Consider the following 21,597-nt stretch of genomic DNA (forward strand, 5'->3'; position numbering starts at 1 on the left):
CATACTTCGGTCGCGATGCGCCCCTCTAGGGGTTCCCCTCCGTGACGGAGGGTTCTAGGGCCGGCTGAACATGAAAAAATGATATGAGGAACAGCTATGAGCAGCCGGATAGCCCATGCCGATTTGCGGTCGAAGATCATGTCGGCGGATGCAGCGGCGGCGTTGATCGGATCGGGCAGCACGGTGGGCATGAGCGGCTTCACCGGCTCGGGCTATCCCAAGGCGGTGCCGCAGGCGCTTGCCGCGCGCATCGAGGCTGAACATGCTGCCGGCAACCCGTTCCGCATCCGCGTGTGGACCGGCGCCTCGACCGGCCCCGAGCTCGACGGCGCGCTCGCCAAGGCGGATGGCATCGAATTCCGGCTGCCTTATAATTCCGATCCGATCGCACGCGAAAAGATCAACCGCGGCGAGATGGACTATTTCGACATGCATCTCAGCCAGGTCGCGCCGATGGCGTGGCAGGGCTTTCTGGGGCCGCTGGACACCGCCGTCGTCGAGATCAGCGGCATCCGCCCGGATGGCTCGCTGATCCCCTCATCCTCGGTCGGCAACAACAAGACCTGGCTCGATCGCGCCAGCCAGATCATCCTCGAGGTCAACGCCTGGCAGAACCCGGCGCTGGAGGGGATGCACGACATCTATTACGGCACCCGCCTGCCGCCGGATCGCGTGCCGATCCCGCTGGTCCGCCCGGATGACCGCATCGGCGAAGCCTATCTGCGCTGCGATCCCGCCAAGATCGTCGCCATCGTCGAGACCGAGGCGCCCGATCGCAACCTGCCCTTCGCCGCGCCCGATGCCAGCGCGCATGCGATCGCCGGCCATCTGCTCGAATTCTTCGCGCATGAGGTGAAGCGCGGCCGGCTGCCCGCCTCGCTGCTGCCGATCCAGTCCGGGGTCGGCAACATCGCCAACGCGGTGCTCACCGGCCTCGTCGACGGCCCCTTCACGGACATGACCGCCTATACCGAGGTGATCCAGGACGGCATGCTGGACCTGCTCGATGCCGGCAAGCTGCGCATCGCCTCCGCCACTGCCTTCTCGCTGAGCCCGGAAGCGGCGGCACGGATCAATGCCGACATGCTCCATTATCGTGAGCGCATGATCCTGCGCCCGCAGGAAATCAGCAACCATCCGGAGCTGATCCGCCGCCTCGGCTGCCTGGCGATGAACGGGCTGATCGAGGCCGACATCTACGGCAACGTCAACTCGACCCATGTGATGGGATCGCGCATCCAGAACGGCATCGGCGGCTCGGGCGATTTCGCGCGCAACGCCTATGTCTCGATCTTCATGACGCCGTCGACGGCGAAGGGCGGCGCGATCTCGGCGATCGTGCCGCAGGCCTCGCATGTCGATCATATCGCGCAGGATGTGCAGGTGCTGGTGACCGAACAGGGGCTGGCCGACCTCCGCGGCCTCAGCCCCAAGCAGCGCGCCCAGCTCATCATCGAGAATTGCGCGCACCCGAATTACCGGCCGATGCTGGCCGACTATTATGAGCGGGCGCGGAAGGGATCCTATGGCCAGCAATCTCCCTCGCTCCCGGGCGAGGCGCTGAGCTGGCATCAGCGCTTCATCGATACGGGCAGCATGCTGCCCTGAAGCGGAAGCGGCTCAGCGGCGGCGCTTCTCGGTCCCGCCGGAGGCGCCCAGCGCCGCAACCATCGCGACAATGATCAGCGCTACGCTGGACGCGATCAGCTTGTCGCCGATCGCCTGATTGATGAGCACGAACAGGACGATGAGGGTCGCGGCGAGCGCGCCGAAGACGGCAAGCGTCTGGTGCGCGGTGCTGCGGGTGTGGGTCAGTTGGGTCGATTGGGTCTGCATGTCTTTCCTCCGCAGTCTGGGTAGCTGCGATTCGCGGATGCCGCAGTGATGCGGGTCACGCCGCGGCACGGGCGGGAACAGGGTCGGGCAACGGAATGAAATCCGTCTCTGCGGGCACCTCTGCGAAGCGGCGCTGCTGCCAGTCGCGCTTGGCCTGCTCGATCCGCTCGGGTGAGCTGGAGACGAAGTTCCAGAAGATGTGACGGCTCTCGGCGAAAGGCTCGCCGCCCACCAGCATCACCCGTGCGGCACCGATCGCGCGGATCACGATCTCGGCACCCGGCTTGAACAGCACGAGTTGGCCTTCCTCGAACGCACCGGTCTGCCCCGCCACCTCGACCTTCCCCGAGACCACGTAGATCGCTCGCTCGATATGGTCGGCGCGAAGCTGGTAGCGGGCGCGGTCCGCCAACTGGATGTCGGCATAGACGATGTCCGAATAGCTCTTCACCGGTGAGCGCAGGCCGTCGCTGGTGCCGGCGATCAGCTTGAGCGTCACACCTTCCGCGTCGATGCCGGGGATCTCGCTCGCCTTGTGATGGTCGAAGCCGGGATCCATTTCCTCCAGCCGGGTCGGCAGCGCGATCCAGCTCTGCAGCCCGAACAGTGGGCCGCCGGCGGCGCGGACGGCGGGGCCGGTGCGCTCCGAATGGACGATGCCCGAACCCGCGGTCATCAGATTGACCTCGCCGGGGCGGATCGTCTGGACGCTGCCGACGCTGTCGCGATGCAGGATCTCGCCTTCCAGCAGATAGGTGATCGTGGCGAGGCCGATATGCGGGTGCGGGCGAACGTCCAGCCCCTCGCCGCTGCCGAAGGTTGCGCGGCCCATCTGGTCGAAGAAGATGAAGGGGCCGACCATCCTGCGCTGCGGCGAAGGCAGCGCGCGGCGGACGTTGAACCCGTCGCCCAGGTCGCGCAGCGGCGCCAGAAGAACGCGGTCGATGCCATTGTCGATGGTGTCGGTGCTGGACTGGATGCTCATGGGATATTTCCTTGGAGAAGCGGGTTCGGCTCAGGCCGAAAGCTGCGCGATCGCGTGGACCTGCGCGGGGTTGAAACCATGCTGGATGAGGGCGGGCATGAACTCATCGGCCGGGCGGCGGCGCGCGCGCGTCGTGCAGACGAAGCGGCGCAACGTCTCCAGCCGCGGATCCGCGAGCTGCTTGCGCTGCTCGATGCCGAACAGGGTCCGTGCGGCGCCGCTCAGCTTGTCGCGCAGGCTGCCGGCTTCGGGCGGGATGCTGCAGCCGAAGGCGTTGGCGTCATTCAGCGCCACCGCAACCGCCATCCACTCGGTCTTGCTCAGCTCCGCGACACTCGACGCCATCTCTGCCTCCATCCTTCGATGACTTGGATGTAGGCGCACGCGGCTCTCAGGATCAGTCAGATAAAAGGCGACGAAACTTTCTAAAATTTAGAAATGATCATCCATCGGTATGATTGACACCATCGCCGCCATTCCCGATCGATGGGATCTCTATTCCCCCGGGCGGTAGCGCCGTTCGATATGGCCTTCGAGCTCGTCGGGATAGAAATAGACCGGGCGCAGCCGGCCTTCGGCATAAAGCGGGATCTGGTCGGCGAAATGGGGGGAGGCGGGGTTACCGCTCTGGCCGCCGGCCATCACCGCCATCGCCTGCACACGCTGGCCGAAAGCGACGATCGCGACGAAGCTGTTGCCGCTGCTGCCATAATAGCGCTTCGTCCCCGGCCAGGGCTTTGCACCGAACGAGGCGAGGCTGCCCCATTGCGCCGAGGTGAAGGGCACCGGCACAGAAGGTTTATCATCGTCGAAATGCGGGCGGATCGCGCCGTCCAGCCGCTGGAAGCGATTGATCGTCCGCCACGGCGTGCGCCAGTCGCCGAAATCCTGCGTCAGCCGGTCGACCGCGGTGGCCAGCGCCGCCAGCCGCGCCTCGGCGCTGACGCGGGTGGCGATATAGTCGGGCACGTTCATCCGTTCCGCCTGCGCCGCGCTGCCGACCTTACGCCAGAGTTCATCGCCCCAGAAGATCGCCAGGCTGGTCGCGGTGGAGTCCGCCGCCCAGCGATGATCCCAGCCTTTCAGCAGCGCAATCGGCGCGGCCAGCCTCTTGCGCCCCGGATCGCCGGCTGGCAGCGCCTCCCATGCGGCGACGAGGTCGTGCAATAGCCGGGCGAACGCCGGCAGATAAGGATCGAACGCGGCCGTGCGCAGCTTGTCGGCGGTCCAGCCGCTCTTGCCCTTCAGCAGCAGTTCGGCATGCACGCCGCGCGCATTACCGCCCACCTGGTCCATATAGCGTGGGAAGGCGCTGGCCTTCGGGCTTTCCGGCCCCGCTGCGTTCCACGGCCAGTCATTGGTGTTGTAGACCCAGCCGATGCGCGGATTGGCGACGCTTGGCAGGCTGTCCAGCCTGTGGATTTCCTTCCAGTCGGTCGCGGGATCGCTGCCGTCCACCGGGTTGCGATAGTCGAAGCGGTCATCGCGTACCGGCATGAACTGCGGCATCAGGAAGGCGATATTGCCCGCGCTGTCGGCGAACAGCGTGTCGTTGGACGAATTGGCGGCGCGTTCCGCCACCGCCATATAGGTCTTCAGGTCGGTCGCCTTGGTGCGCAAATAGCTTTGCTCCAGCGCCGGCACCGGCTTCCACATCAGCGCCGTGGCGATCCACTTGCCGTCCTTCGCCGCGACGATCGGGCCGTGGTGCGATCGCCAGGTGGTGAAGCTGCGCTCCCCCATCGCGCCATCCGGCCGGCGAAAACGCAAGGTGACGACCTGCTTGGTCAGCGGGCGCAGCGTATCGCCATAACGGTAGGAAAGCGTGCACTTCCGTCGCACCACCGCCTCGGCGAATTCGTCGACATTGTCGACGGTGGACGAGGTGTGCATCCAGCCGGCCTGCGCATTGAACCCCTGATAGATGAAGAACTGCCCCCAGGTGCTCGCGCCATAGGCGTTCAGCCCTTCCGCGCTGGTCATCTGCGCTTCGGAGCGGAAATAGAAGCTGGTGTGCGGGTTGATCAGCAGCAGCGCACGACCATCGGCGGTGAGCCGCGGCGCGATCGCGATGCCGTTGGACCCCGAAGGTTCGCGCGGCACCATGCCGATCTCTTCGGGCGTCGGCTGCGGGGGCACGCCATAGAAACGCTGCAGCGCGCTCAGCGAGATCCGCTCGATATCGCCGCCGATGCTGCCCTCGGTGAAGCTCAGCGCCATCCACGGCTCGAACCGCTTCAACACCTTCGGCTTCGTCTCGGGATGAGTCGCGAGATAATGGTTCAGCCCATCGGCCCAGGCCTGCATCAACGCGCGCAGCCAGGCCGGGCTCGCGGCATAATCGGCCTGCAGCTCGGCGGGATCGACGAACAGCCGCTGGCGCAGGTCCGCCCAGATCGCCTCCTCACCTTCGGCCTCCGCCGTCCGCCCCAGCGCGGTCAGGTAATTGGCCTCGATCCGCGCGAAATCATCTTCCGCCTGCGCATAGATCAGTCCGAACACCGCATCCGCGTCGGTCCGTCCCTTCACATGGGGAATGCCCCAATCGTCGCGGATGATCGTCACGCGCGCCGCCTGCGCGCGCCACCGCGCCGTCTCGGCATCCGGTGCGCTCGCCGCCGCGGTCAGCATTGCCAGCAGGATCAGTGGATTGCGCGCGCGTCGGAGAGCCCTATTCATGGACCGAAGCCTAGTTGGGGACGGGGGGAAAGACCATGCGCTGGCTGATGATGATGTTTGCGGCATTGGCGTTGGCCCCGATGGCGGCGCACGCCCAATCTGCAACGCAACCGGCAACGCTGCTGCTGAAGCCCGCGGCGGTGTTCGACGGCGTTGACGGCAAGACGCATCGCGGCTGGCAGGTGATGGTGCGTGGGGATACGATCGCCGCGGTCGGTCCCGATCTCGCCGCGCCCGCCGATGCGACGGTCATCGACCTCGCCGGCGCTACGCTCATGCCGGGGATGATCGAGGGTCACGGTCACCTGTTCCTCCACCCCTATAATGAGACGAGCTGGGACGATCAGGTGCTTCATGAGGCGCTGGCGCTGCGCACCGCGCGGGCAGTGGCGCAAGCCCGCACCACCTTGCGCGCGGGCTTCACCACCCTGCGCGATCTCGGCACCGAGGGCGCCGGCTATGCCGATGTCGGGCTCAAGGCGGCGATCGAACAGGGCATCGTCGAAGGGCCGCGCCTGCTCGTCTCGACCCGCGCGATCGTCGCGCTCGGCGCCTATGGCCCCAAGGGGTTCGAGCCTGGCGTACCGGTGCCGCAGGGGGCGGAGGAGGCGTCGGGCGTCGATGGCGTCGTCGCCGCCGTGCGTCGCCAGATCGCCGCGGGCGCGGACTGGATCAAGCTCTATGCTGATTATCGCTGGCGCCCCGGCGAGCCGAGCCGCGCGACGTTGAGCGCGGCCGAGATCGAAGCTGCGGTGGCGGCAGCGCATGATGCCGGCCGCCCCGTCGCGGTTCATGCCGGCACCGCGGAGGGGATGAAGCGCGCGATCGCCGCCGGCGCCGACACGATCGAACATGGCGATGGCGGTACAGCGGAGATTTTCGCGGCGATGGCGGCGAAGCGCGTGGCGTTCTGTCCGACGCTCGCCGCGTCGGACGCGGTCTCACGCTATCGCGGCTGGGAAGGCCGCGCGCCCGCACCGTCGGCTGTGCAGCACAGCGTTTCAAGCCTCCAGCTGGCGCTGAAGGCCGGCGTTCCGATCTGCATGGGCGGTGATGTCGGCGTCTACGCGCATGGTGACAATGCGCGAGAGATGGAGCAGATGGTCGAGGCCGGGATGAGCCCGGCACAGGTGCTGGTCGCCGCCACCTCGGGCAATGCGCGCTGGCTGCGCATGGTAGACCGGATCGGTGCGGTGAAACCGGGGCTTCTCGCCGATCTGGTCGCGGTGGAAGGCGATCCGGTGGCGGATATCAAGGCGGTGCGCCGCATCCGCCTGGTCGTGAAGAATGGCGCGATCGTGCGCCGGGAAGGGGACTGACCGGAGGTTCGGCGGTCCAGCGACGGCACATGCCGCCGCTGGTCGCCGTCAGCCGCTGGTGTTACTTGGCGGTAAAGGGATCGACGCCGCTGCGAGCGATGAAGTCAGCGCGGGTCATGCAGACCATCCGGGCGATGCGCGAACCCGTCGGAGTGGTCTTGACGCAGACCTTTTGCTCGGCCGCCGGCTTGTCGGCGACAGGCACAGCCTGCTGCGGCGCGGCTGCACCGGCGATGGCGGGGACAGTTGCGAAGGCGGCGACGGCGCCCAGAACGGCCTGGGTGGCGGTGCGGGAAAGGTGGGCGAAGATCGGCTGACGGGTCATCTCGAAATCCTTTCTGACGGAACCAGTTGGTAACCAGGCGGCGATGTCCGCCTGTGCCCGATATTCAGCAAGCGCTGTGCCAACTTCGAAAAAGCCCCGAAAAGCGGGGATTTCGCCGACCGGTTTGACGGATTTGAGGCATTTCAGCCGAAAAATTTCCGATAATCTGCGATTATGACCGCTTATTGGCGAAATGTGCCGAGAGGTCCTCGCCGAAAGCGTCCGAATTCGAACGCCGGTCCGTTCGCGAACAGTGCAGTGTCCGGAAATGCGTTCGCCTGCCGGCCTTCCGGAAACCGGATGGCCGGCAGGCGTTGCGACCCGTCGCGCGGGGAGAGTTATTTGAAGCGGATGCCGTCCTTGATGACGATCGCCACATTCTTCATCACCCCGATATCCTCCAGCGGATTGCCGGCGACGACGATGACGTCGGCGATCTTGCCGACCTCGACGGTGCCGAGCGCGCTCGACATGCCCAGCATCTCGGCGCCGTTGCGGGTGGAGGCGATGATCGAGTCCATCGGCGTCATCCCCAGTTCGACCATATAGGCCATCTCGGTGGCGTTGGGATCGTCCTGCTGGAAGTTGAGGAAGGAGGTGCTGTCCGTCCCCATCGAGAATTTGACGCCGGCCTTGATGAAGCGACGCATATTCTCGCGCGCGGTCTCACGCCCCTTCATCTGGTCGTTGAAGGAGGGGCCGGACTGGCCGAACATGTCGCTGTTGGAGGCGCGCTTCTCATAGAAGGCGAGGCCGCGATGATCGGGGTTGCGCTTGTTGTAGAGCATCTTGTCCCGATAATTCATGATAATGCGATATTCTTCAGGCGTCGATGACATGATGTAGTCGGTGGTGTTGAAGCGGTTGGGATCCATCTGATGCTCCGCCGCGGTCACCCTCACGCGCAGCAGCGTATCGGCAATCACACCCTTCTTCGCGAAACCGGCGATAGTCTTTTCGTCGAGCAGGAAGTCGGTCTCGAACGGATGCTCCAGCGTGTCGATGTCGAACTTGAGCAGGCGGGCGAACCCTTCCGGCGTGCTGTTGGCATGGACGTCGATTTTCTTGCCGAGCGCATGGCCCTTGGCGATGATCTTGCGGAGCTGCTCGTCGGTAAAGTCGTTCTTGCCGTCGAACACTTCGTCACCGAGGTAGAGCTTCCAGTAATTGAACTCGGGGCCAGCGATCTTGGCGAGATCCTTGTCGATATCGTCGACCACAAAATAGGCGAAGTCGTTCTCCAGCCAGTCCATCGCCTCGGCGGGGGTACGGTTCTTTTCGGTATATTGCTGGAAGTGCTGACGGCTCATGATCAGCGCGCCGCCCAGCATGATCCGCGGTCCCGGGATCTGGCCGGAATCGATCTGCTGCTTCACCGGCAGCTCGCGCTTGTAGGGCCCGCTGGTCTGCCGCATCGTCGTTACGCCCTGCATCAGATACACGAATGCCTTGCGCGGCATGTTCGCGAAATTGGCTTCCCAGCGCGCACGCAGATCGGCGATCGGCAGGTCGGCCACCGGTGCGGGAAACAGCGGGTTCAACTGGATATGCTGGTTGGAATTGATCAGGCCGGGCATGATTGTCATGCCGCTGGCATCGAATACGCGCGCATCGGACGGGATCGGAATCGACCCGTCCGGGCCGACCGCCTTGATCTTGCCGCCGTCGATCAACACCGTGTGGCGGGGCTTGGCCGGCGCGCCGGTGGCGTCGATCAGCAGGCCGTGGATCAGCGCGATCGGCGTTTCAACCTTATAGGGCGCGGCCTGCGGGCCGAACCAGGCCTTGGGCGGCTGTTCGGTGGCAGCGGGGCCGGCGGGGGCCTGTGCGGTGGCGGCTGTGGCGGTAAACAGCGCGGCGCCGGTGAGCGCGACGGTGCGGAGAAGGCTGTTACGAAGGGTCATGGATTTCCTCCCGACTGGCCCGGAGCGTCGCTGCGCCCCGGGCATTGAGGTCGAATTTCTCTAGAAGTGGTAGCCGAGGCTGACGCCCCAGGTGCGTGGATCGTTGAACGTGGCGCGCGCGGGCAGCGAGGCGGAGCCCGAGCCCAGGATCGAGGTGCGGTAAAGCTTGTCGGTCAGGTTGCGCACCCAGCCGGCGATCTCGATGCCATTGTCATGCTTCAAGCCGATGCGGGCATTGGCGAAGAAGGCCTTTGGCTCCTTCACCGTCGGCGCATTGGCCAGGGCGACGAAGGTGGCGCTGGTGTAGCTGACATCCGCTTGCGCATAGGGGGTCAGCGATCCGAACAGGTTCTTCGGCTCCCAGCGGGCGAAACCGGTTGCCGAAATGTCCGGCGTATTGGGGGGGATCTGGCCGTCATAGCGGCCATTCTTGATCTTCGCGTCGTTCCAGTTGAAGCCGCCACGCAGCACCAGGGAGGGCACCGGATACCAGCTGATATCGCCTTCCACGCCATAGATGCGGGCGTCACCGGCGGTACCGAGGATGACCAGCGGCACGCCCGAGACATTGACCTGCGTGGTCGCCTGGAAATCCTTCCAGTCGTAATAATAGAAAGCGGTGTTCAGGCGCACGGTGCGGTCGAACAAGGCCGCCTTCACGCCGCCTTCATAGGCGGTGATCGTCTCCGGCGCGAACGGGGTGAGCTGGCCCACCGAGAATGCGATTGTCCCCGGGAAGCCGCCGCCCTTGAAGCCGGTGCTGACGTTCGCGTAGAGGTTGAGATCGGCGCTGGGCTCATATTTCAGCGAGACGCGCCATGTGCCGCGATCGGCGTTGATATGGTTCTCATAGCCTTGCACCGGCACGGGGAAGGCCCCCGATCCGATCACCGACCCGTCATAGGAGAATTCCTTGCGCTCGCCAGTGTAGCGGCCGCCCGCGGTCAAGGTGAGCTGGTCGGTCAGCGCGTAATCGACCTGCGCAAAGGCGGCCAGTGACTCGGTCACCTGGCGATAGGTGGAAACGAATTCGGCCGAATAGGCGAATTGGTCGCTCTGGTCGAACAGCACGAAATCATCATTGGTGTCGCGGGTGTAATACATGCCGGCGATCCAGCTCAGCGCACCCCAGCCGTCGCCCGATCCCGCGCGCAACTCCTGCTGGAACACGCTCATACGCTGATCGCGATAATTGTCGCTCAGTACATAGGGTGAACCGTCGTCGGCGGTGCTGATCCGCTTATATTTGCGATAGCCGGTCACCGAGGTAAGGATGACCGGGCCGAAGTCGGCGTTCATCTTGAGCGAGACGCCGCCGCTATCGACATCGTTCTGGTTGCCGTAGACGAAGCTCGCATAAGCGGTGCGGGGATCGTCCTGCCGGTCCGAAAAGATCTGCAGGCCGGCAACGGGCGTGCCGCCCGGTCCCGTGCGCGGGATCGCATAGGATCCGCAATTCGCCTCATCACGGACGCCGGTGGTGACATAGCCGCAGAAGGTGCGGCTGCCGTCCCTTTTAAGATTGCCGGTGTGCTGATAGGCCATCGCATCGTCGTTGGTGGTCGAGTAATCGCCCACCAGCAGCGCGCTGAACACCGTGCCCGGTTCCCACAGCAGCGAGGCGCGGAACGCCTGCCGGTCGAGATCGCCGTTTCGCGTGCTGAAATCGCCGTGGCGAGGGCCGCTGACGATCAGATCCTGCCAGCCATGCCGCTGGTAGGAATTGGCGGCGATGCGCGCGGACAGGGTGTTGGTGATCGGCCCGCCGATGCCGACCTCTATCTCGCGCAGTGCCAGCGATCCGGCATCGACGCGCGCATCGACGCTTAGTTCGCGCGTCGGCCGCTTGGTTATCAGGTTGACCGCGCCGCCGGTGGTGTTGCGGCCATAGAAGGTGCCCTGCGGCCCCTTGAGCACCTCGACCCGCTCGAGATCGAAGAGTTGGACGCCGAGCATCGCGTTGGAGGGCAGGGCGATCTCATCGAGATAGGTGGTGACCGCGGGGTTCTGGTTGGTCTCCGAATTGTTCATGCCGATACCGCGCACGGTGAATTGCGGATCGGAGGTCGAGCCCGACACACGCACCGCGAGGCCGGGCGTTAGTCGCGACAGATCGCTCACCTGGGTGACGCGGAGGTCACGCAGAGAATTGCCGTCGAAGGCGGTGATCGATGCCGGCACGTCCTGCAGGTTCTGGCTGCGGCGTTCGGCGGTGACGACGATGTCGCCGCTGTTGGTGCCGGTATCTTCGGCGCCGGGCTCGGTCTGCGCCGATGCGGGCGATGCGCCGGCAAGGGCCAGAATGGCCAGCCCGATCAGGCTGGTGGTCGAAAGATGAGCGCGCGTTCCTGGTAGCATCATCACGGGACCCCTTTTTCATCCGGCATGCCACGGCGCCGGGGACCGTCCGTTCCTCGCTTGCGATACTTTTTATGTGAATATGCATGCGATATTGTGTGTAATCGCATTACAATGCAAGATGCTTGTCATTGAATCGTCACGGGGCAGGGCGGGTCTGAAAACGTTGAAAAACAGAGATGTTTGCCGTCGCTTGGCCGATGCCTGGCGTGGATCGGGTAATAACCGCGATTGGATAGCCCAAAGTGCCGGTGCTCTGTGCACGGGCGCGGCACGCCGATTCGCTCTCGGGACGGCCGGCGCATGAGCGGGCTTGCGGCTGATGGCGTACCCGTGTGGGGCGCGGGGGCGGGGGCGGTACCACGGCCGGCGCTGGACGGCAGCGTGCGTACGGAAGTCGCGATCGTCGGTGGCGGCGTCGCTGGACTGTCGAGCGCGCTGCACCTCGCGCGCGCCGGGCTCGATGTGCTGCTGCTGGAGAGCGCGCGCATCGGCGCAGGCGCGACCGGCACCAGCGCCGGGGTGGTCGCACCGCAACTCGTGCGCACCACACCCGCCAAGGTGCTGCGGCGGCTGGGGAGGGATCGCGGCACCGCGCTGCTGCGGTTCGTGGCCGAGAGCGGCCGGCATCTGTTTGATCTGATCGACCGGGAAGGGCTGGCGTGCGACGCGCGACCGGCGGGCTTCCTCGCGCCGGCAGCCGGGCAGGGCGCGGCGCGGCGGCTGGACGCGGTAATCGAGGAATGGCGCGGCGTGCGCAGCGACCTCAGCCTGCTCGATGCGGCCGAAGTCGCGCAGGCGACCGGCTGTCGCGGCTATGGCGCCGCGATCCACGATGCCAGCGGCGGAGCGGTCGATCCGCTGTTGCTCGCCCGCGGCCTCGCCGATCTTGCCGAACAGGCGGGCGCGCGGCTGCATGAGGCCAGCGCGGTGTGCGCGGTGGAGGGTGGCCCCGGCGCGTGGCGGCTCCGCACTGCCGGCGGCGAGGTGCTCGCGCGCACCGTGATCCTGGCCGCAAACGGCGGCAATGCGGCGCTGCGCCACGAACTGCGCGGATCGGTGCTGCCGCTGCCGGTGTGCGAGGTCGCGACCGAACCGCTGCCGGCGGAGATGCGCGCGGCGATCCTGCCCGGCGGCGAGAGCATGACCGATCTGGAGACCGACGTCTTCTCGATCCGCTATGCCGCCGGCTTTCGGCTCGTCACCGCCTTTCCTGCCTCCGACCGGCTGACGCATGAAGCGGCGACCGCCGGGGTCAATGCGCGGCTGGCGGCGATGCTTTCTGTCCACCGCCCGCTCGCACTCGACCATGTCTGGCAGGGCACCGCTTGGGTGAACACCGATCTGCTGCCGAGGCTGGTGCGCGTCGCCGAGGGGCTGGTCGCGGTGCAGGCGTGCAATGGCCGCGGCCTTGCGACCAATGTGCTGATCGGCCGCGAGGTCGCGCGCAGCCTCGGCCATCTGCCGGGCCAGCCTTTGCTCGCACTGGAGCCGCCGCGTCGGGTGAGCGGCTTCCTGATCGCTCGCCATCTGCCGCGACTCATCCTCGCCGCGGGACTCGCTACAAAGAAGATCCGCAGCGCCTTCACGCGCTGATTGGGCGTTCCGCCGAGACGATCCAGCCCGCGCGACCCCCTCGCGCGGGCTTTAACATTGCCGTAACAAAGGATTTCCGCAGGCTGCGGCTGGCCCGCGCGGCGCACCGTCGCGCGTGACGATTCCTCACTTGCTTCAAGCCTAAATCAACCATAACATATGAAAAAGAATATGAATGCGAGGACGCGCAGGGGAAGCACGTTTCAAGGATATAAGGGGAATCACGATGCAACGACGTAACGCACAGCTCTGGTCCTATGCCTCGCTCGCGGTGGTCGCGCTGGCGACCATGCCCGCTATTGCCATGGCGCAGAGCGAGGAGCCGGCCGCTGCCGCCGGCGGGATCGACGGCGATATCGTCGTCACCGCCCGCAAGCGCGGCGAGGAACGGCTGCAGGATATCCCGGCGTCGATCAGCGCGATCAGCGGCGACACGCTGGCCCGCACCGGCGCCACCGGCTTCCAGGATTTCGCCTATCGCGTGCCGGGCCTCACCTTCACCGATCAGGGACCAGGACTGAAGCGCTATACGCTGCGCGGTATCCAGTCGGCCGGGCAGGAACAGGTCGCGGTCTATTATGATGAAGTGCCGGTGCCGGGCATTCAGAGCTCAACCGGTGACTCGGGTTCCCAGATCGGCGACCTCCAGCTTTACGACATGTCGCGCGTCGAGGTGCTGAAGGGGCCGCAAAGCACCACCTTCGGTGCCAATTCGCAGACCGGCGCGATCCGTTTCATCACCAACAAGCCCAACCTCACCGACGTGGAAGGCTCGGTGAAGGCCGGCGCCAACATCGTGACGGGTGGCGACGAAGGCTACAATGTCTATGGCATGCTCAACATGCCGATCGTGGCGGGAACGCTCGGCCTGCGCGTCGTCGGCTATCATGATCGCACCGCCGGCTATGTCGACAACGTCCGCCTCGGCCTCAAGGACGTCAATTCGGATGCCACCTCGGGCGTCCGCGCCATCCTGCGCTGGGAGCCGGCACCGGGCTGGTCGGTCGATGCGATGGCCTGGTACCAGCGCCGCAACACGCATGGCGCCAGCGAATACAGCCCGTTCGACAGCTTCCGTGAGCGCGGCGATCCCAGCGACCAGGGCTGGAACGACGCCGTCCCGCGCTTCGCCTATTTCGAAACCGGCAAGTTCAATTCGGGCAGCTATGTCCGCTCGCCGCGGCCTGACCGGCAGGAGATCTACTCGCTGACCGGCAATGGCGATCTCGGCTTCGCGCAACTCACCGTCACGGGCTCGATCTACAAGCGCAAGCTGCAATTCTATCGCGACAATTTCGTCTGGTCGCTGGGAGTCGGCCCGGCGGGCGAAATCTGCCCGAACGGTCGCCCGTGCGTCCGGCCGGACCTGGTGCCCCAGCTGACCGATCAGACCCAGAGCGTTGAGCAGAAGACGTTCGAGGCGCGCCTCAACTCCACCGGCACGGGTGCCTTCCAATGGGTCGCCGGCGTTTTCTATCGCGATCGCGACTCCGACTTCCGCAGCTATTCGCCGTTGGTCGACGAGGATGGCTATCCGATCGTCGCGACGACACCGCCCACAGGCTTCTCGACCGCGCCGGGTGCCGGCATCGAGGGCTGCAATCCGTGCGCCTTCGCCCGCGTCAACACCCGCGGGATCAAGGAAAAGGCGGTGTTCGGCGAAGCGACGCTGGAACTGCTCGACGGTTTCGAGATCATGGGCGGCCTGCGCTGGTTCGAGGCCAAGCAGCGTGACGTGGGCACGACGCTGTTCCAGTTCCCGACCTTCGGCAGCACCTTGCCGGCGCCCTACAACCGTCGCGTCAATGAGGATCGCTTCATCCCCAAAGCGCAGGTCTCGTATAAGCCAACCGAGGACATCACCGTCTATGCGCTGGCCTCCAAGGGCTTCCGTCTCGGCGGGACCAACCAGTCCGCCGCGGTGGCGGTGCCCGATGGCTATGAATCGGACTCGCTGTGGAACTATGAACTGGGCTTCAAGTCGACCTGGCTCGACCGTCGCCTGATCTTCAACGCCGCCGCCTATCGCGTCGACTGGAGCAACATCCAGGTCACCGGCCGCGATCCGACCAACTCGTTCGGCTTCATCGGCAACGCCGGTGCGGCGCGGATCGAGGGCATCGAGCTGGAAGTGCAGAGCCGGCCGATCGACAGCCTGCAGATCACCACCGGCCTCAACTGGCTGCCGAAGCGTGAGCTGACCGAGGACCAGATCAGCAGCGATATCTCGGCTCCGGGCAGAGCGGGCGACAAGATCCCGCGCATCCCGGCGCTGACCGCCAACTTCTCCGCCCAATACACCACGGACCTCGCGGTCGACGGCTGGAGCGGCTGGATCCGCGGCGATTACAGCTACAAGGGCAAGGCCGGCACCGAGTTGCGCCCGACCGCGCCGACCTACCGCACCCAGAAGGGTTTCAGCATCGTCAACGCCCGCATCGGCGCCGACAATGCCGATTCCGAACTGGGCTTCGCGCTCTACGTCGACAATGTGTTCGACGTGCAGGGCGATGTCTTCCTTGCCGCCGCCGCCAATGTGCCGACCACCAAGATCACCAATCGTCCCCGGACGATCGGCTTCGAAGTGACCAAGCGCTTTTGATAAGGACCATGAGCGGGGAGGGGCTGTGCCCCTTCCTGCGAGGGATTTGACCATGGCCGACCATGCCTGCACCGGCACATGTCCGGTGATTGCCAATCGCAAGCCCTATTATGCCGAGTTGCGCGCGGGGCGTTCCTACCTCTGGTGCTCCTGCGGCCGATCGAAGCGCCAGCCCTTGTGCGATGGCCGCTCGCACATCGGGACTGGCTTCGAACCCGTGCGCTACACCGCGACGAAGGATGGCGAGGAGGTGCTGTTCTGCGGGTGCAAGCACAGCGCGACCGCGCCTTTCTGCGACGGCGCCCATTCCAACCTCCCCGGCGGCTATAGCGACGCGACCGATGGCGCCGAGGCACCGCGCCCCGATCTCGTCAGCGCCGACGCCACCGGCGTCTCGCGCGTCGACGGGCGCTGCTTCGCGGTCTCGCCCGAACAGGGCGCCGATCCCTCGCTGCGCTACGCGCTGCGCACGCTCGTCGGCCCGTCGCTGGGGGCCGAGCATCAATCGCAATTCCATCTCCGGCTGGAAGAAGGGCAGACGCCGATCCTCGCCGCCGAGGACGTCGACACCATCCTCTGGATCATGGCGGGCAGGGGCGCGATCGAGATTGGCGATCGCAGCTTTCCGGTCGCCGCGCCTTGCGGCGTCTATGTTCGCGCTGGCGAGGCCTTCCGGCTGTCCGCCGATGCGCCGCTGCGCGCCTATGTCTCCGCCTGTCCGGCGGTCGAGGCGCTGACCGAACTGGCGGAGATGCCCGCGTTCGATGCGAATTGGCCTGACCGCGTCGTTTCGATCGACGAGGAAGAGCGCACGGCGATGGGGCCGCGATGGTTCCAGATGCTCGTCGACAAGCGCATCGGATCGACCACTGCCGCTCAGTTCATCGGTCATATCCCGCGTTCGCGCGCCGAGATGCACCGCCACCTCTATGAGGAAGCGCTGATCATCATGTCGGGTGAAGGTATAATCTGGAATGAAACCAGCGCCGCGCGGGTCGGCGCCGGCGACGTGATCTTCTTCCCGCGCAAGCATCTCCATTCGCTGGAATGCGTGGCACCCGAGGGGATGGATGTCGTCGGGCTGATCCACCCGGGCGACAATCCGGGCGTGAATTATTGAGCATCCGGCGGGATCGCACGATCCCGCCGGACCAGGCTCCTATTGCCGCTTCACCGCCGACAGCGGCACATGCGCCCAGAAGCGCTTCACCTCGTCATCATGGCCGGTGAGGTCGTAGCGCAGCAGCGAGACAGGCAGGCGGCCGGTGTTCATCAGATAATCGTGATAGTCCCTGATCGAGAAGGCGTCGCCCAACTGGCGCTTGCGATCGATCATCAGCTTCTGAAGCTGCATCATCCCGATCGTGTAGGTCATGCCGTAGCCCGGCGGGCGGCGGATATAGATGCCGGCGTCGGTGCGCGCGACATCGTCGTCGAGATAGGGCGTCCATTGCTTCCAGAAGCGCATCGCCTGATCGACTGTCATTTCGTTGCGCTGCATCTTCACGTCGCCCATCGTGCGCGCCGCGCGGAACAGGCCGAAGATATAGATCAGCTCGCGCGTGCGGGGGCGATCGTCGAACAGGCCGAGCTGCAGCGCGGTCTCTTCCAGATAGAAGCCCCATCCCTCGGTGCGGCCACTGTCCTTGATGAAGCGGCGGATCGGATGGTCGACGCGCGCACCGGCAAGACCGTCGAAGCGGTGGCCCGGAAAGGTCGCGTGGAGATGGTCGGGGGAAGCGTCGCGGAACTGCACCTGCTCCCAGAACATCGGCCCGGTCGGCCGCACGATCCACGGCGCGTTATAGCCCATCTCCTGATAGGTCTTGGGCATATAATCGGGGACGCTGATGATCTCCTCGTCCACCAGCCATTTGCGGATCTTGGCGTCGGTGCCGGCGAGCTGCGCCTCATATTCGGCGCCGGACTTCGGAAGCGCCAGTTCGGGCAGCTTGCGGTTGCGGTGGCGCTCGGTGGTGTAGTTCGCCCAGTGGCGCTCGAGCTCACGCTCCGCGAGCAGCACGATCTCGTCCGACGTGTACGGCATCAGCCGCACATTGGTGAGGAACCAGTCATAGGCCGAGCGGCCGACGCCGGCGCGTGCGACCATCTTAGGGCGTCGCGCGACCAGCCAGTCGCGAAAGGATGCGATCGCTTTGTCCGCGGCAACGATGTCGGCAACCAGCGTGGGCTGCTGCTTTTCGGCGCGGCCGCGCAGGTCGGCGAACCAGCCGATCAGCCCGGCGGGCTCGACCGCGCGATAGGGCATGCCATGGCCGACGCCGTCACCATTGGAAAGGCTGTGGATCGCGAGATCGGCATAGTCCGCCGCCACCGCATCCAGGTTGATCCGCGCCTGCGCCAGATAGGCGGGGATCGTGCGCAGCCGCACCTGGAACGGTGCCAGCTTCGCCGGCTCCAGCGGCAGCTCGGTATAGGCGAGCTGCTGCAATTCATCGACATACATGCCCGGATCGCGCGCCCAGGGCTTGGTGACGTTGAGAATGAAATCCTGCTGGTCCATCTGCGCGCGCACCGCGAGATAATCCACCTGCTGATGCCGGTCCCAGCTCGCCACCGCGAAGTCGGGCAGGCGCGCCTGGAAGGCGCGCAATTCAGCGCGGCGCTTCTCGACGGTGGCCGGGCTGTAATCGACCACGCCGTCGACCGGCTTCGGATCCTTCGACGCGTTGAACGATGCGAACAGGCTGACCAGCGCTGCATAATCCTGTGTGCCGCGCGGCGGCCCCACCTCTGCTATCGCAGCGGTGGTCTGCGCGACGGCGGGTGCTGCCATCATGGTCGAGCCACCGGCCAGCAAAGCTGCGATCACAGCCCTGTTCCGCATCATTCCATCCCCCTTCAAATCACGTGAATTTGGTTATGATGCGGTGGCCGGTCTCACCGGTCAAGCGCCGTAGCACCAGCATTTTCGGCGAATTTTGCGTTTCGGCGCGCCCAGGCATCAAAGATGTGTCGATAAAGTGACAGATTTCTCCTTTCCGATAAACAGCCGTTGACCGGCTCCGGCAGATATGATCAAAATCACACAACTGTTCACGAATAACAGGGGGCGCATCGACGCTCCCGATGAGCAGCGCCGCAGGGGTGAAGGCATTTCGGGGAGAAATCGAATGAGCAACAGGGGTATGGTTGTGCGTGCGGCGCTGAAGGGCAGCGCCGCGACGATGGTGGCGATGCTCGTCACCGGCACCGCGTTCGCGCAGGATGCTGCGCCGGCCGACATTGCGGAGATCGCATCGGGTCAGACCGAGAGCGGCGAGATCGTCGTCACCGGTTCGCGCATCCCGCGGCCGGACGTCGATTCCAACAGCCCGGTCAACGTGATCGGCCAGGAAGAAATCAAGCTCACCGCCACGATCGAGACCGAGCAGCTGTTGAACGCGCTGCCGCAGGCGGTTGCCGGCGCCGGCGGTCAGTCCAACGCGGGCAATGGCTCGGCCACCGTCAACCTGCGCAATCTCGGCACCGTCCGCACCCTGGTGCTGCAGAACGGCCGCCGTATCGTCGGTTCCAGCCAGGATGGCGTCGTCGACCTCAACATGATCCCCACCGCGCTGATCCAGCGCGTTGAGGTCGTCACCGGCGGCGCTTCCGCCGTCTACGGTTCGGACGCGATGGCCGGCGTCGTCAACTTCGTCACCAAGGAAGATTTTCAGGGCATCGAAGCCGGTGGCCAGATGGGCATCAGTGACGAGGGTGACTCGCGGCGCTACAATCTAGAGCTGACCGCGGGCACCAACTTTGCCGGCGACCGCGGCAACATCACCTTCTCGGGAAGCTATTATGATCGCGCCCAGGTGAAGGGCGCCGCGCGCGACCATGCCTCGCTCTATCTGGTCGATGCCGTGCAGAATGGCGTCGGCGTGCTGGTGCCGGGCGGCAACGGCGTGACCCCGCAGGGTACGATCTTCACGCCCAACCTGGTCGGCAAGATCGACCAGTTCGGCAACCGCATCGGCACCGCGGGCATCTTCTTCGCGCCCGAGGGCTGGCGTGCGTACACCACTGCTGACGGTTTCAACGATCGCCCCTTCACCAACCTGCAGATGCCGATGAAGCGCTGGCAGGCCTCGGTGCAGGGCCATTTCGACCTGACGGAGAACATCACCGCCTTCTGGGAAGGCGCCTATGTCCATAACAAGATCAACTCGACGCTGGGCGCCGTACCGATGTCGAGCTCGGGCTTCATTCCCGGCTTCCAGCTCGATCTGCGCAACCCCTATCTCGATCCGTCGCTGCGGAGCTTCCTCAGCACCAATCTCGATCAGGACGGCAACAATCTCGTCACCCTCAATATCAACCGTCGTCTGGTGGAAGGTGGCGACCGCACCAGCGACCAGACCCGCGAATTCTATCGCGGCGTCGTCGGCCTGCGCGGCAAGCTGACCGAACGGCTGAAGTGGGAAGTCTTCTACAACCAGGGCAAGAGCAAGATCACCGACCTTCAGGGCGGTGGCGTGCTGATCCAGAACTTCGCCAACAGCTTCCTGACCAACCCGAGCAATCCCTATGATTGCGCAGTCGCCGATCCGCGCTGCGTCACGATCAATCCGTTTGGATTCGGCTCGCTCACGCAGGAGATGATCGACTATATCTATACCGATCTCACCAACGTCACGACCGTCAAGCAGCGGCAGGCAGGCGCCACGGTCACTGGCACGCTGTTCACCTTGCCGGCCGGCGATGTCGGCATCTCGGTGGGCGCGGAATATCGCAAGGAAAGTTCGGATTTCCGCCCCGACCAGCTTTATGTCGAGGGCAAGGCACTGTCGCGTTCGGCCGGCATCCAGCCGACCGGCGGCAGCTTCGACGTCAAGGAAGTCTATGGCGAAGTCTATGTGCCGCTGCTCGCGGACATGGCGTTCGTCAACCTGCTGGCGTTCGAAGGCGGCATCCGCCTCTCCGACTATTCCACCGCGGGTTCAGTGGTGTCGTGGAAGGCCGGCGGCGAATATTCGCCGGTCGAGGGCTTCAAGCTGCGCGGCCTCTATCAGCGCGCGGTGCGTGCGCCGAACGTGATCGAGCTCTATTCGGGTGCGACCAACACCGCCCCGCAGGCAACCGACTTCTGTAACGCGCTGCCTTCGCGCACCGCCGCACAGCGCGATTTCTGCCTCCAGCTCGGCGTTCCGGCGAGCGTGATCGACGTGTTCCAGCAGGAGAACACCCAGATCCGCGCGATTACCGGCGGCAATCCGAACCTGCAGGAAGAAACCTCGGATACCTGGTCGGTCGGCGGCGTGCTTCGTCCGGCGTTCATCCCCGGCCTCCAACTCACCGTCGATTATTACAACATCAAGATCGACGGTGCGATCGCGGTGTTCGGCGGCGGTCTGCAGCCGACGATCACGGCTTGCGCCCAGAACCTGTCGCTCGCCAACCCGTTCTGCGCGCCGCTCAACCACCGCACGCCCGACGGCCAACTCTATGACGTGTCGCTGCTCAACGCGAACATCGCGGCGATCAAGGCGTCCGGCGTCGACTTCCGCCTCGATTATGCGCGCGAGATCGGCAATCTCGGCAAGCTGAGCTACTTCATCGCCGGCAGCTATCTGATCAAGAACACCACGCAGAGCAGCCCGGTGGTCCCGGCGGTCGACTGCGCCGGCTATATCGGCGGGGGGTCGTGTGGCAGCGCCAATCCGCACTGGCGCTTCGTCGAGCGCCTGACCTGGAGCATCGACCAGCTTCAGCTCTCGGTGCGCCATCGCTTCATCGGTTCGGCCAAGGATGGCCGCATCGCCGCGGCGAAGGCCAATGGCGCCCCGGCGCCGCTGCTCGCCGTGCCCAAGACGGGGACAGTCAACTATTTTGACGTCACCGCTTATTTCAACGTGAACGAGAATTTCAGCTTCTTCGGCACGATCGACAACCTGACGGACAAGGATCCGCCGTTCCAGCTCTATGAGCGGGAAACCTATGACGCGATCGGTCGCCGGTTCACCGTCGGCTTCCGGACGAAGTTCTAA

Annotated in this window: 14 protein-coding genes; 6 read left to right on the plus strand and 8 right to left on the minus strand. The window is 65.2% G+C overall.

What is annotated here, in order from left to right; genetic code table 11:
• The first annotated feature begins 96 nt into the window (after nucleotides 1-96).
• Nucleotides 97-1,608, plus strand: coding sequence for a succinyl-CoA:acetate CoA-transferase ScpC (gene scpC, locus FHS96_RS06145; protein WP_429588593.1), 1,512 nt, complete (start codon nucleotides 97-99; stop codon nucleotides 1,606-1,608).
• A gap of 12 nt (nucleotides 1,609-1,620) precedes the next feature.
• Here scpC and FHS96_RS06150 read toward each other — a convergent pair whose 3' ends face one another.
• The 4 genes from FHS96_RS06150 to FHS96_RS06165 all read right to left on the minus strand — a co-directional run bounded on the left by FHS96_RS06150 (nucleotide 1,621) and on the right by FHS96_RS06165 (nucleotide 5,500).
• Nucleotides 1,621-1,836, minus strand: a complete 216-nt coding sequence (locus tag FHS96_RS06150) for a hypothetical protein (RefSeq protein WP_429588594.1) — start codon at nucleotides 1,834-1,836, stop codon at nucleotides 1,621-1,623.
• 55 nt (nucleotides 1,837-1,891) lie between these two features.
• Entirely contained in the window at nucleotides 1,892-2,821 is a 930-nt protein-coding gene (locus FHS96_RS06155; RefSeq protein WP_429588595.1) for a pirin family protein, read from the minus strand.
• A 30-nt stretch (nucleotides 2,822-2,851) separates the two neighbouring features.
• On the minus strand, nucleotides 2,852-3,166 hold the full coding sequence (locus tag FHS96_RS06160) for a hypothetical protein (RefSeq protein WP_429588596.1): 315 nt from the start codon (nucleotides 3,164-3,166) through the stop codon (nucleotides 2,852-2,854).
• Between the two features lie 150 nt (nucleotides 3,167-3,316).
• Nucleotides 3,317-5,500 carry a penicillin acylase family protein gene (locus tag FHS96_RS06165; RefSeq protein ID WP_429588597.1) on the minus strand — a complete coding sequence of 728 codons (2,184 nt, stop codon included), beginning with the start codon at nucleotides 5,498-5,500 and terminating at the stop codon, nucleotides 3,317-3,319.
• A 35-nt stretch (nucleotides 5,501-5,535) separates the two neighbouring features.
• On the opposite strand from FHS96_RS06165, the gene FHS96_RS06170 reads away from it, so the two are divergent.
• Complete coding sequence (locus FHS96_RS06170; RefSeq protein WP_429588598.1) at nucleotides 5,536-6,819, plus strand: metal-dependent hydrolase family protein; 1,284 nt, start codon at nucleotides 5,536-5,538, stop codon at nucleotides 6,817-6,819.
• 61 nt (nucleotides 6,820-6,880) lie between these two features.
• Here the strand turns inward: FHS96_RS06170 and FHS96_RS06175 are convergent, their stop codons facing one another.
• From FHS96_RS06175 to FHS96_RS06185, 3 genes are all read right to left on the minus strand, one after another.
• Nucleotides 6,881-7,144, minus strand: a complete 264-nt coding sequence (locus FHS96_RS06175; RefSeq protein ID WP_429588599.1) for a hypothetical protein — start codon at nucleotides 7,142-7,144, stop codon at nucleotides 6,881-6,883.
• Nucleotides 7,145-7,482: 338 nt separating this feature from the next.
• On the minus strand, nucleotides 7,483-9,048 hold the full coding sequence (locus FHS96_RS06180) for an amidohydrolase family protein (RefSeq protein ID WP_429588600.1): 1,566 nt from the start codon (nucleotides 9,046-9,048) through the stop codon (nucleotides 7,483-7,485).
• Nucleotides 9,049-9,108: 60 nt separating this feature from the next.
• On the minus strand, nucleotides 9,109-11,409 hold the full coding sequence (locus FHS96_RS06185; RefSeq protein ID WP_429588601.1) for a TonB-dependent receptor: 2,301 nt from the start codon (nucleotides 11,407-11,409) through the stop codon (nucleotides 9,109-9,111).
• Between the two features lie 300 nt (nucleotides 11,410-11,709).
• On the opposite strand from FHS96_RS06185, the gene FHS96_RS06190 reads away from it, so the two are divergent.
• From FHS96_RS06190 to FHS96_RS06200, 3 genes are all read left to right on the plus strand, one after another.
• On the plus strand, nucleotides 11,710-13,002 hold the full coding sequence (locus FHS96_RS06190) for an NAD(P)/FAD-dependent oxidoreductase (protein WP_429588602.1): 1,293 nt from the start codon (nucleotides 11,710-11,712) through the stop codon (nucleotides 13,000-13,002).
• 226 nt (nucleotides 13,003-13,228) lie between these two features.
• Nucleotides 13,229-15,604, plus strand: a complete 2,376-nt coding sequence (locus tag FHS96_RS06195) for a TonB-dependent receptor (RefSeq protein ID WP_429588603.1) — start codon at nucleotides 13,229-13,231, stop codon at nucleotides 15,602-15,604.
• Between the two features lie 52 nt (nucleotides 15,605-15,656).
• The gene (locus FHS96_RS06200) at nucleotides 15,657-16,724 is read left to right on the plus strand and encodes a CDGSH iron-sulfur domain-containing protein (protein WP_429588604.1); all 1,068 of its coding nucleotides are present in this window, start codon (nucleotides 15,657-15,659) and stop codon (nucleotides 16,722-16,724) included.
• A 39-nt stretch (nucleotides 16,725-16,763) separates the two neighbouring features.
• On the opposite strand, the gene FHS96_RS06205 is transcribed toward FHS96_RS06200, so the two are convergent.
• Nucleotides 16,764-18,452, minus strand: a complete 1,689-nt coding sequence (locus FHS96_RS06205; protein ID WP_429588605.1) for a DUF885 family protein — start codon at nucleotides 18,450-18,452, stop codon at nucleotides 16,764-16,766.
• A gap of 286 nt (nucleotides 18,453-18,738) precedes the next feature.
• On the opposite strand from FHS96_RS06205, the gene FHS96_RS06210 reads away from it, so the two are divergent.
• Entirely contained in the window at nucleotides 18,739-21,597 is a 2,859-nt protein-coding gene (locus FHS96_RS06210) for a TonB-dependent receptor plug domain-containing protein (protein WP_429588606.1), read from the plus strand.

It is taken from the genome of Sphingomonas zeicaulis, from assembly GCF_050433225.1.
Classification (GTDB): Bacteria; Pseudomonadota; Alphaproteobacteria; order Sphingomonadales; family Sphingomonadaceae; genus Sphingomonas_D; species Sphingomonas_D zeicaulis.

Bases quoted from the DNA above. Each gene is read 5' to 3' on its own strand.
- scpC (WP_429588593.1), top strand. From the start codon at position 97: ATGAGCAGCCGGATAGCCCATGCCGATTTGCGGTCGAAGATCATGTCG.
- FHS96_RS06150 (WP_429588594.1), bottom strand. From the start codon at position 1,836: ATGCAGACCCAATCGACCCAACTGACCCACACCCGCAGCACCGCGCAC.
- FHS96_RS06155 (WP_429588595.1), bottom strand. From the start codon at position 2,821: ATGAGCATCCAGTCCAGCACCGACACCATCGACAATGGCATCGACCGC.
- FHS96_RS06160 (WP_429588596.1), bottom strand. From the start codon at position 3,166: ATGGCGTCGAGTGTCGCGGAGCTGAGCAAGACCGAGTGGATGGCGGTT.
- FHS96_RS06165 (WP_429588597.1), bottom strand. From the start codon at position 5,500: ATGAATAGGGCTCTCCGACGCGCGCGCAATCCACTGATCCTGCTGGCA.
- FHS96_RS06170 (WP_429588598.1), top strand. From the start codon at position 5,536: ATGCGCTGGCTGATGATGATGTTTGCGGCATTGGCGTTGGCCCCGATG.
- FHS96_RS06175 (WP_429588599.1), bottom strand. From the start codon at position 7,144: ATGACCCGTCAGCCGATCTTCGCCCACCTTTCCCGCACCGCCACCCAG.
- FHS96_RS06180 (WP_429588600.1), bottom strand. From the start codon at position 9,048: ATGACCCTTCGTAACAGCCTTCTCCGCACCGTCGCGCTCACCGGCGCC.
- FHS96_RS06185 (WP_429588601.1), bottom strand. From the start codon at position 11,409: ATGATGCTACCAGGAACGCGCGCTCATCTTTCGACCACCAGCCTGATC.
- FHS96_RS06190 (WP_429588602.1), top strand. From the start codon at position 11,710: ATGAGCGGGCTTGCGGCTGATGGCGTACCCGTGTGGGGCGCGGGGGCG.
- FHS96_RS06195 (WP_429588603.1), top strand. From the start codon at position 13,229: ATGCAACGACGTAACGCACAGCTCTGGTCCTATGCCTCGCTCGCGGTG.
- FHS96_RS06200 (WP_429588604.1), top strand. From the start codon at position 15,657: ATGGCCGACCATGCCTGCACCGGCACATGTCCGGTGATTGCCAATCGC.
- FHS96_RS06205 (WP_429588605.1), bottom strand. From the start codon at position 18,452: ATGCGGAACAGGGCTGTGATCGCAGCTTTGCTGGCCGGTGGCTCGACC.
- FHS96_RS06210 (WP_429588606.1), top strand. From the start codon at position 18,739: ATGAGCAACAGGGGTATGGTTGTGCGTGCGGCGCTGAAGGGCAGCGCC.